Below are 9,922 nucleotides of genomic sequence, written 5' to 3'. Positions count from 1 at the left end.
AATACCTCGCTTTCCCTGCCACTACCATCACATCAGGATAAGTATAACGATTAGATGCTTCAATCCATAATTTTACATCTCCTATATATACTTCATAACCTTTATTACCTAAATTAAACAAAAGAAAAGCATAAATTTGTCCTGCTAATTTATTATGATTTGTTGTTCCCCCAGTCATGGCGATAATTTGCCCATTTAAGTATTCATGTTTGCTTTCAGATTGATTTTCTAACTCCAGATATTCTTCTGGGGTATAATAGGTTTTTTCTGTTTGAATAGGAGTGGCTAGAGTCATATTTTTCTCCTTAATTACTTTGTATGATAACTGGTTATTGCCTATTATGTCAAATAATTTAATCAAATCAGAAATTGCTATAGTTTCCAAATTGGTTTATCTTCCTCCTTTTTATAATCAATAATTATTTTAAAAACATCAACAAAATTAAACATAGCATCTTCAAGAGTATCCCCTTCCGCAAAAGCACCTTGAATACCAGGTATTCTAGCTAAATAACCATCTTCATTGTTTTCAATAACAACGGAAATTAGTTGGGGGTTGTTTTTTCTGTAAGTTGTCCACAGACTCCATTGTGAATTTTCTCCTGTTGAGTAATATCATTGTGTTTTCTCTAATCCAGAAAATAATATCATTATTAGTGATCATTTTTCATAAACTATCAGGGTCAATATTTAACTCTCTCAACTTTTGAGCTAATATAGACAGTTTAGCTTCCGCTTCATTAGCCCTTTGACGTTCTATATCAATAGATTCACGCTGTGCTTCTAACTCCTTTCTTAATTGTACAGGAGTTAAAAACCTTTCTCCGTCAGGACGATAAATAATTAATTCTCCTTGAGATGTATCAAATTTTATTCCTAACCGGGGACTAATCCAACTATTAATCTGTTCAAGTTGTACCAAAGAGCCATTATTATTGATCCAACCTTCAATTTCATAGGACTCAGGCTCATATATGTAATACTCCTGTACTCCATATTGCTGATAAAATTCTAGCTTACGCTGCATTTCATCATCGTTGTTACTAGCTGAAAGAATTTCAAACACTACTTGGGGTGGTATATTCTCCTCTCTCCATTGACGATAAGATTTACGTTTACCTTTAGGTCTGCCAAATACTACCATAACATCAGGTGCAGTTGGTGTAATTACTTTAGAACGCACTGGATACCATAATAAATCAGCAGCTATAAAAACATTATTTACATCAGCAAAAAGAATTTCTAAATTTTCCTTAATAATAACAATCCATTTATATTGTTCCGTATTATCGGCCATTGGTTTACCATCACTATCAGGGTAAAGTACATCTTCATCTAGTTGTGCTGTAATCATTGTCATATATCCTATTTAAGTTTAAGTGATAATTCCTAGCATCTGAACAATTGCAGGACTTACGCAAAATATTCCTCAAACTCTCATTTCTCCGTGTTTCCTGTGCCTCTGTGGTTCATTATTCCGTGACTCGTACGTAAGTCATAAATTGTTATAAATGTGTTATTAATGATTTTTTATAGATGATAATTAACTATATTATATGTTGAGGTAGCCAATTTTCATCTAATATTTCCTGCAAGGTATATGGACATTGCTGAGGTAAACTTAACTGGCTTTTTTGGGCTGCTAATTTCATAGCACTTTGATATATTTTATCCAGGTTATCCACCAGATAATTATAAATTGTTTTGGCTGCTAATTCTTCATTAAGCTGATCTCTAAAAGTGAGAATTTCTAGATTCCAATGATTAGCATTTCTCTGATATTCTGTTGCCCAATATTGATATAACAATAGATGAATCAACAATTGTTTCATCAAACTTTCTACTGTTCTTTTTTCACTTCTACCCAAAGATTCTAACTCCTCTATCAAATGATCATAATCTATTTCTTGTAATTGGCGATCGCTCAATAATCTAACATTCTCCTCTAACCACAATAAATAATCCTCTTCATACAGTTGTTTTAAGTTTATAGCCTTAGCTTCCATCTTTAAACCTCTCCATATCTACCCTCAATGAGTCACCATTTCAGATTTTTTAACAGTTTCTAAATAGAAATCTACCACCTCCTGTGAGTCACCAGCAAATTTAATATTTCCTTGACTTAAATAAATCGCTTTTTTACAGGATGTGCTGACAAACTCTAAATCATGAGAAACAACTAAAACCGTAGCATGATCATCCCAAAACTGATCCATCCTTTCTTTGCACTTATTTTTAAAACCCTCATCTCCCACGGACAATACTTCATCTAAAATCAAAATATCCGGTTGAACATCAGTAGCAATAGCAAAACCTAAACGAGCCACCATACCGGAAGATAAACCCTTAACTGGAACTAAAGCATAATCTTCTAATTCAGCAAACTCCAAAATAGAACGCGCTCTTGCTTTCATTTCAGTCCTAGAAAAACCCAATAATACGCCATAGAGAAGTATATTGTCCATGACAGAAATATCTGGATCAAAACCTGCTCCTAGTTCAATTAAAGGTGCGACCTGACCCCTAACCCTGACATTACCAACTGTAGGCCTAAGAATACCAGAAATTATCTTTAACAGCGTGGACTTACCAGAACCATTTGCACCGATTATACCTATTTTCTCGCCCTTGTCAACTACTAGGTTAATATTATTTAACACTAATTTTTTCGCAGGTTGGCGATATTTACCCTCTACCACAGATAGGAGCGTTTTTTTCAAATCATAGGAAAATTCCTCTTGAGTCCTTCTCCATAATGAAACACTATCTAAACGTATTACTTCCATTGACAGCAAATCCATAAACTGATGTCGCTACAGATGAAACAAGTCCATCCCAGGATACAATAATTATGCCACTAGGGGGTTGTTTTAAATATATATGATAGTGGCTACGCCACCCCGGCTATCGGCAATTATAAATTGCTAATACACAAACAAAGTCCACCTGCGTGGATTTTAAACCCATGAAGATGGTTTTTTGTCTGTATAGCCAGGAATTATCATCCTCAAGACAAGTAGTAAATTAGACTTTGCAAATAACCTCCTGTAGACAATGAAATTCCTTCGGTAATCCTGATTACCCTACTAAATCACTCGCTAAATCATACATTGTCAACATGGTTTCTTTTGACAATGATGGATAATATTGATACATATTAATTTGCTTAATTTGCTTAATTTATACTATCAGGATCTACACCGAGCGATCGCAAATATTCTGCTAATTTATTTGCTCTTTCTCGTTCAGATTCAGCCCTTTGCTTTTCAGATTCAGCCCTTTGCTTTTCAGTTTCAGCCCTTTGCTTTTCAGTTTCAGCCCTTTTTCGTTCAGCTTCAGCCCGTTGACTCTCATGATCAGCTTTTTCTGCCAATTCTGTGGGTATGAGTAATTTATCACCTGTATCAAGACGATAAAATCTTAAAAGCTCCCCTTCTACTTCTAGACGCAATCCCAATGGCTGAGATAAACTATCAGTAATGGGTTGATATATGTCGTCCTGTAAACGATACCCCTGTAACTTTTTGTTTATCCATTCTCCTTTCGGGTCAAATAACCAATATTCTACAATTCCTAATTGTTCATATAATAACTTCTTTTGCTCTTGGTCTTGCTTTTGAGTTCCTGCACTAGTCATTTCCAACACAACTTGGGGAACTTGACCTTCTTCCCAAACCTTATAATTATCTCTACCCCCAGGTGGTACGTCAAAAATTACCATCACATCTGGTGCTACTCTTAATCTTGGAAAACCTTGAGCATAGTATAAAAATTGATTTGCTAGTACCGTTGCTTGTCTTCCTGCTAGGTACTGTTGCAAAACCTCTAAAGTAGTTAAAATCGCATAGAGATGTATATAGGTTTCTGCCACGGGTTCTCCATCAGCGCTAGGATATTCAATGGTAACATTGCTTAAATTTATGGTTGTAGTCATAGTTTTTTCCTAATTAACCACACTATCAGGATCTACACCGAGCGATCGCAAATATTCTGCTAATTTATTTGCTCTTTGCATTTCAGTTTCAGCCCTTTCTCGTTCAGTTTCAGCCCTTTCTCGTTCAGTTTCAGCCCTTTCTCGTTCAGTCTCAGCCCTTTCTCGTTCAGTCTCAGCCCTTTCTCGTTCAGTCTCAGCTTTTCTAATTTCCTCTAAATTTGCTTCTTCCGGTGTGAGTACCAATCTTCCCGCAACGGTAAAATACCTCAATCTATTTTCCCAAACTCCTAAGTATAATCCCAGTTCTTGACTCCAATACCAGCCATTTTCCGATACGGGAATAATTTTATATTCACTGTCTGTTAATCTCCACCCTACCAATTCTAAGGTATTTGGTGAAAACCAAAAATACTCAGGAGTGCGGAATTGATTTTGATATAACTGTTTTTTCAATCCCTTATCTACTTTTGCGGTAGAATCAGAAAGTAGTTCAATGATCACATTAGGATATTTACCGTCTTCTTCCCAAATTACCCAAGACAGACGGGGATGTTTTTCTGTGTCTTTGACTAGAAAAAAATCAGGTCCCCTAAAGTCTCGATTTTTTAACTGTTGTCGGCTATAGTAGATGCTGAGATTTGCGCCAATGAAGAAATCCTCTCTATCACGCCATAACCATTCTAAGCAAGTTACTAATATTAATAGTTGTGTATAATGCAAAGAGCTTTCCATCTCTGGTTCGTCGCTGAGTAGTTCCGTACAATCTGGCATTAATGCTTCTATTTCTTGTGCGGTTAAAGCCATAAATTTTATAGGGATAATTTACTATCTTTTGTTAATTATAAAATATCAGGATACCCAGTCTAATTATTAAGTCTTCGTTACAGGTTACAGTAAATCCATAAACTGATGTCGCCACAGATGAAAACAAGTCCATCCCAAAGCTAAAATAATTATACCACTCAGCAAAGCCCCCCAAATCAAACCTAAATCAGGTGATGCACCTGATAATGTAATCTGACGAAGACTTTCAATAATTGGGGATAAAGGATTTAAACCTAAAAATGGCTTAACCTGCTTTGGTACAATAGCTGCTGGATAAAATATAGGACTGCTAATCCAAATTACAAATACCACTAATTCATAAAAATAAGGTAAATCTCTAAAAAATACGTACAAAGCACTAACTAAAAACCCCACCCCTGTAGAAACTAAAATCAGTGCGATAAATGGAAATATCAACGCTAGGACATTGAGTAGACTTTTGGCATTAACTAAAGTCATAATTGCCAGTAACGGAAATGCTCCCACTGAAAATTGAAAGACATTAGCTGCAATCATTGATACCGGGAAAACACTAACTGGCAACTGAATTTTATTTAATAATGCACCATTACCGACTACACTAGTTAAAGCCTGGGATGTGCAAGCGGAGAAAAAATTGATGACTAACAGCCCTGTGAACGCTGCCAGCATATAGTTAAGAATGGAGTTACTATAATAAGATGCAAAGGTAGCACCAAAAATAGCAGTATATAACCCCGTCATAATCAATGGGTTCAATAGCGACCAATAAACCCCTAGAAAAGAACCCCGGTAGCGTACTTTCAGAGTTCGCACTACTAAAACATACAGCAGTTCCCAATAACGCTGCACTTGTGACCAATGTAAATTATTTTTCAGGGAAAGTGTCATTTTTCAAGCACCATCTTTACACACAGGAAAAAACTCATTTGGCTATTTTACACCATTAATTACGATTAATTTCGAGATACAGCAGTTTCCGATATTATGAGGTATAGATATTAATGATAAAAATCTTGTGGTGCGGGCATCTTGCCCGCTACAATTGTACCTCATGAGGCACTGACCCTACATTTTTCGCGCCTCTTACCTTCAAAAACCTGGCACCTATTTTCTTTCTTATCAACCCCAACCCTTTGATTTATATAGGTTTAGATTTTATTTAGCATCTCCTACATATTTAATTACTTCAAACTATCAGGGTCTATTCCCAGAGACAATAAATGCGCTGCTAAAAGTTGTACTTTGTCTTTTTCATGCGCCAATTGTTGTTCAGCTTGCAAAGCTTTTTGCTGGGATGCTTGAGCTTATTGTTCAGCTTGCAAAGCTTTTTGCTGAGATGCTTGAGCTTATTGTTCAGCTTGCAAAGCTTTTTGCTGGGATGCTTGAGCTTATTGTTCAGCTTGCAAAGCTTTTTGCTGGGATGCTTGAGCTTATTGTTCAGCTTGCAAAGCTTTTTGCTGGGATGCTTGAGCTTATTGTTCAGCTTGCAAAGCTTTTTGCTGGGATGCTTGAGCTTATTGTTCAGCTTGCAAAGCTTGGTTTTTAAGTTGCAGAGCTTCTTTTTGGATTTTTATAGCTGTTTCTTCTGGTGTTGGTACTAATTCACCTGTAGCTGTAAAATAACGAAGTTGACTATTTGCCACACCTAAATATAAATCTAGGACTTTACTCCAAAGTAATCCTTGTTTATTAGGAACAATTTCTTTATATTGATTTCCTACGAGCCTTAAACCTGTAAATTCTAAAGTTTCGGGACTAAACCAGAAATATTCTGGAGTACGAAAGCGAGTTTCATAGAAAGCTTTTTTAAAATTGCGGTCAATTTCGGCTGTACTATTTGACAGTAATTCAATAATCAAATCTGGATAACGGCCATCTTCTTCCCATACAACCCAAGAAGTGCGATGAACTTTTTCTGTATTTTTGACTAAAAAGAAATCAGGTCCGCGAAATTCTCGATTTTTTAACTGTTGACGACTAAAGTAAATAGTGAGATTTGCACCAATAAAAAAATCATTTTGATCGCGCCACAACCATTCTAAACTAGTTACTAGTATTAGTAACTGCATATAATGTAAAGAACTTTCCATTTCCGGTTCATCACTTAACAAACGAGTGGCATCCGGCATTTGTTGTTCTAGCTGCTGGGCTGTAACAAACATAAGAGTATACCTACTTGCTTACTGATTTAATTTTAAACTATAGAGGGTGAAAATAGAGTGCCAGATTCCGCTACACTGAGATTGAGATTATTGGATGTTAACTAGATCATGGAAATTGGACAAAAAGTTAAAGTGATTCGTTTGCGCGACCGGGTATCCTCTACTATCGCTCAAAAACTGGGAAAAATCGGCATTATCGAAGGCTACAAAGTCACTGACGGGGCAGGAATTGGCGTGGTGGTGAAGTTTGACGATAACTTCTCTACCTGGTTTTTTGCCGATGAAATCAAACCAGCTTAATCAAAATAACTCACAGCAGAAGCTAAAAAGATTGGTTGAGTGCTAAGTTGTAATTGACAAGATAGGCGATTTGGAAATTGAGTAATGGCCTTGATACTGACATTTTTGGGCAAAAACGGCATCTATCGCAGTAAGATAGCGATCGCCGCAGCCATTAGTTTGGCAACACAAGGTAAAAGGGTACTCTTAGCAGGACTAGCAGATCCAACATTGCCAATTCTACTCAATACGGCTCTGACTCCTGACCCCCAGGAAATCTCTCCCAATCTCCAAGCAGTACAGTTTACAGCGTCTGTACTGCTAGAACGCAATTGGGACGAGATGAAAAAACTAGAGGCTCAATACCTGCGTACACCGATTTTTAAAGAAGTTTACGGGCAAGAATTAGTAGCATTACCAGGTATGGATCACGCTCTCGCGCTCAATGCCCTGCGTGAATATGATGCCAGTGGCAAATATGACGCGATTATCTATGATGGCACCGGAGATGATTCCACCTTGCGAATGTTAGGAATGCCAGAATCTTTGAGTTGGTACGTGAGACGATTTCGGCAATTGTTTATTAACTCTGATTTGGGGAAAACAATTACAGAATCTCCCTTTCTTCAACCTTTAATTAGTAGTCTTTTTAATGTTAATTGGACTGCTGATAATTTCGCCCAACCTACTAACCAAGTTAATGGTTTTCTCGAACAAGGTAAAGCCGCTGTGGCTAATCCCCAGCGTGTCGCTGCTTTTCTGGTGACAACATCAGACTCAATTGATGTGGCAAATTCGCGCTATCTTTGGGGAAGCGCTCAACAAGTTGGTTTAACTATTGGTGGGTTAATTTTAGTAGCTGGAGGGGAAAATACTCATCTAACCTCGGAATTTGCACCTCTACCTGTGAGTATAGTTCCTGATGTATCTAATGATGAATGGCAACCTCTAATTAATGCTTTACCCAATTTTGTTGAGCAAGCATTACAAGCTAACCAACCAATAGAAATTGATGTACATAATCGCCAAGTACGCCTCTTTTTACCTGGTTTTGACAAAAAACAAGTTAAACTTACTCAGTACGGTCCAGAGGTCACGGTAGAAGCCGGAGATCAAAGACGCAATATCTTCCTCCCTCCTGCTTTAAGTGGTAAACCTGTGACTGGGGCAAAGTTTCAAAACAGTTATTTGATAATTTCTTTTTAGGTCATGGGTAATAGGTAAAAGAAATTGATACAACCAATTTTGCCTATTACCAATTACCAATTACCAATTACCATTACACCTTATGTCTGAATCAAATCCTATTAATCCAAATCCTCAAGCAAATGAGGAGGTTGGAGAATCTACAAATCAAGAAGTAACAACAACGGAAGATCGTAATGCGAAAACTCGGCAATTGTTGGGAATGAAAGGTGCAAGTCCGGGGGAAACTTCTATTTGGAAAATTCGTTTACAATTGATGAAACCGATTACTTGGATTCCCCTAATTTGGGGTGTGGTCTGTGGTGCGGCTTCTGCTGGTAATTACACTTGGACTCTAGAAAATGTTCTCAAATCAGCCCTTTGTATGCTGCTTTCTGGTCCTTTATTGACCGGTTATACTCAAACTATCAATGATTATTATGACCGGGACATTGACGCTATTAATGAACCTTACAGACCTATTCCTTCGGGGGCAATTTCCCAAAAGCAAGTAATTAGCCAAATCATTGTTTTACTATTATTAGGATACGGGGTAGCTTATACTTTGGATTTATGGGCAAATCATCCATTTCCTACTGTTTTAATGTTGTCTGTTTTTGGTAGTTTCATTGCTTATATCTATTCCGCACCTCCATTAAAGTTAAAACAAAATGGTTGGTTAGGAAATTATGCCTTGGGCGCTAGTTATATCGCTTTACCTTGGTGGGCCGGTCATGCTTTATTTGGTGAATTGAATTGGAAAATTGTTGTTCTGACTCTGTTTTATAGTTTGGCAGGTTTGGGTATTGCCATTGTTAATGATTTTAAAAGTGTGGAAGGCGATCGCCAATTAGGTTTACAATCATTACCAGTTATGTTTGGGGTACAAACTGCGGCTTTAATTTGTGTGGTCATGATTGATTTATTTCAAGGTTTGGTTGCTGGTTATTTGGTCAGTATTCACGAGAATTTATATGCAGCTATTCTCGTATTATTAATTATCCCCCAAATCACTTTCCAAGATATGTATTTCCTCCGTGACCCCATAGCTAATGATGTCAAATATCAAGCCAGCGCCCAACCTTTCTTAGTTTTGGGAATGTTGGTAACAGGTATTGCATTAGGTCATGCTGGAGTTTAACATTTATTAATTCCAAATCCCCCGATTTTTTCAGAGGTCGGGGATTTAATTCCTCAGTTTACCAAGTTTAGCAATTGTCATGTTAAATTTTATCTCTTTCCTCATTCACGGGATACAACCCTTCTTAGTTCCGATTTGCTTTTTCATAGCTTGGACTATGATTATTATGGTGTTTTTGAATTTATGGACAGCTACAAAGGAGACTGTTAAAATTGCTCAAGAAATGCACAAAATCCCCTGTCATAATTGCCAATTTTCCACTAATAATTACCTTCTTAAATGTACGGTAAATCCATATATTGCTAGTACAGAAGCAGCAATTGGTTGTAAAGATCATCAATCAAATTCATGATTTGTTCTCCTTCTAAATCATTTACAGCACTTACAGCAGTTCCCGGTATTATGAGGTACAGA

General features: G+C 36.9%; 13 protein-coding genes. 5 read left to right on the top strand and 8 right to left on the bottom strand.

Annotation, left to right across the window (positions count from 1 at the left end; translation table 11 throughout):
- From ACIR310F_RS26825 to ACIR310F_RS0111765, 7 genes are all read right to left on the bottom strand, one after another.
- The coding region (locus ACIR310F_RS26825) for a Uma2 family endonuclease (protein ID WP_231387506.1) at positions 1–295 on the bottom strand (295 nt) is incomplete at its 3' end.
- A 372-nt stretch (positions 296–667) separates the two neighbouring features.
- Positions 668–1,354 (bottom strand): Uma2 family endonuclease, encoded by a 687-nt coding sequence (locus ACIR310F_RS0111790; protein ID WP_035367920.1) that lies wholly within the window; start codon positions 1,352–1,354, stop codon positions 668–670.
- A gap of 193 nt (positions 1,355–1,547) precedes the next feature.
- Complete coding sequence (locus ACIR310F_RS0111785; protein ID WP_028084006.1) at positions 1,548–2,006, bottom strand: DUF29 domain-containing protein; 459 nt, start codon at positions 2,004–2,006, stop codon at positions 1,548–1,550.
- A 24-nt stretch (positions 2,007–2,030) separates the two neighbouring features.
- Positions 2,031–2,786, bottom strand: a complete 756-nt coding sequence (locus ACIR310F_RS0111780; protein WP_028084005.1) for an ABC transporter ATP-binding protein — start codon at positions 2,784–2,786, stop codon at positions 2,031–2,033.
- Positions 2,787–3,175: 389 nt separating this feature from the next.
- A complete protein-coding gene (locus ACIR310F_RS0111775; RefSeq protein ID WP_028084004.1) occupies positions 3,176–3,934 on the bottom strand; it encodes a Uma2 family endonuclease in 759 nt (252 codons plus the stop codon).
- Positions 3,935–3,943: 9 nt separating this feature from the next.
- Positions 3,944–4,738 carry a Uma2 family endonuclease gene (locus tag ACIR310F_RS0111770; RefSeq protein WP_028084003.1) on the bottom strand — a complete coding sequence of 265 codons (795 nt, stop codon included), beginning with the start codon at positions 4,736–4,738 and terminating at the stop codon, positions 3,944–3,946.
- An 84-nt stretch (positions 4,739–4,822) separates the two neighbouring features.
- Entirely contained in the window at positions 4,823–5,629 is an 807-nt protein-coding gene (locus tag ACIR310F_RS0111765; RefSeq protein WP_028084002.1) for an ABC transporter permease, read from the bottom strand.
- A 406-nt stretch (positions 5,630–6,035) separates the two neighbouring features.
- Between ACIR310F_RS0111765 and ACIR310F_RS23675 the strand changes: the two genes are divergently transcribed.
- Entirely contained in the window at positions 6,036–6,287 is a 252-nt protein-coding gene (locus ACIR310F_RS23675; protein WP_051289594.1) for a hypothetical protein, read from the top strand.
- On the opposite strand, the gene ACIR310F_RS22300 is transcribed toward ACIR310F_RS23675, so the two are convergent.
- The gene (locus ACIR310F_RS22300; RefSeq protein ID WP_051289592.1) at positions 6,256–6,903 is read right to left on the bottom strand and encodes a Uma2 family endonuclease; all 648 of its coding nucleotides are present in this window, start codon (positions 6,901–6,903) and stop codon (positions 6,256–6,258) included. The two genes, ACIR310F_RS23675 and ACIR310F_RS22300, sit on opposite strands and share 32 nt — an antisense overlap.
- Positions 6,904–7,011: 108 nt before the next feature.
- Here ACIR310F_RS22300 and petP point away from each other — a divergent pair, with 108 nt between their 5' ends.
- The 4 genes from petP (at position 7,012) to ACIR310F_RS0111740 (ending at position 9,860) form a co-directional block, all read left to right on the top strand.
- The gene (gene petP, locus ACIR310F_RS0111755; protein ID WP_028084001.1) at positions 7,012–7,203 is read left to right on the top strand and encodes a cytochrome b6f subunit PetP; all 192 of its coding nucleotides are present in this window, start codon (positions 7,012–7,014) and stop codon (positions 7,201–7,203) included.
- 84 nt (positions 7,204–7,287) lie between these two features.
- Positions 7,288–8,388: a Get3/ArsA fold putative tail anchor-mediating ATPase NosAFP gene (locus ACIR310F_RS0111750; protein ID WP_028084000.1), complete on the top strand. Its 1,101-nt coding sequence runs from the start codon at positions 7,288–7,290 to the stop codon at positions 8,386–8,388.
- 82 nt (positions 8,389–8,470) lie between these two features.
- On the top strand, positions 8,471–9,508 hold the full coding sequence (gene chlG, locus ACIR310F_RS0111745) for a chlorophyll synthase ChlG (RefSeq protein ID WP_028083999.1): 1,038 nt from the start codon (positions 8,471–8,473) through the stop codon (positions 9,506–9,508).
- A 79-nt stretch (positions 9,509–9,587) separates the two neighbouring features.
- Complete coding sequence (locus ACIR310F_RS0111740; protein ID WP_028083998.1) at positions 9,588–9,860, top strand: hypothetical protein; 273 nt, start codon at positions 9,588–9,590, stop codon at positions 9,858–9,860.
- The last annotated feature ends 62 nt before the right edge of the window (positions 9,861–9,922 follow it).

Origin of the sequence: Dolichospermum circinale AWQC310F, assembly GCF_000426925.1 — a bacterium.
In the GTDB taxonomy this organism is placed as follows: Bacteria; Cyanobacteriota; Cyanobacteriia; order Cyanobacteriales; family Nostocaceae; genus Dolichospermum; species Dolichospermum circinale.
Note: the sequence above shows the minus strand (reverse complement) of the source record. Positions and strands in the feature narration are given on the sequence as shown.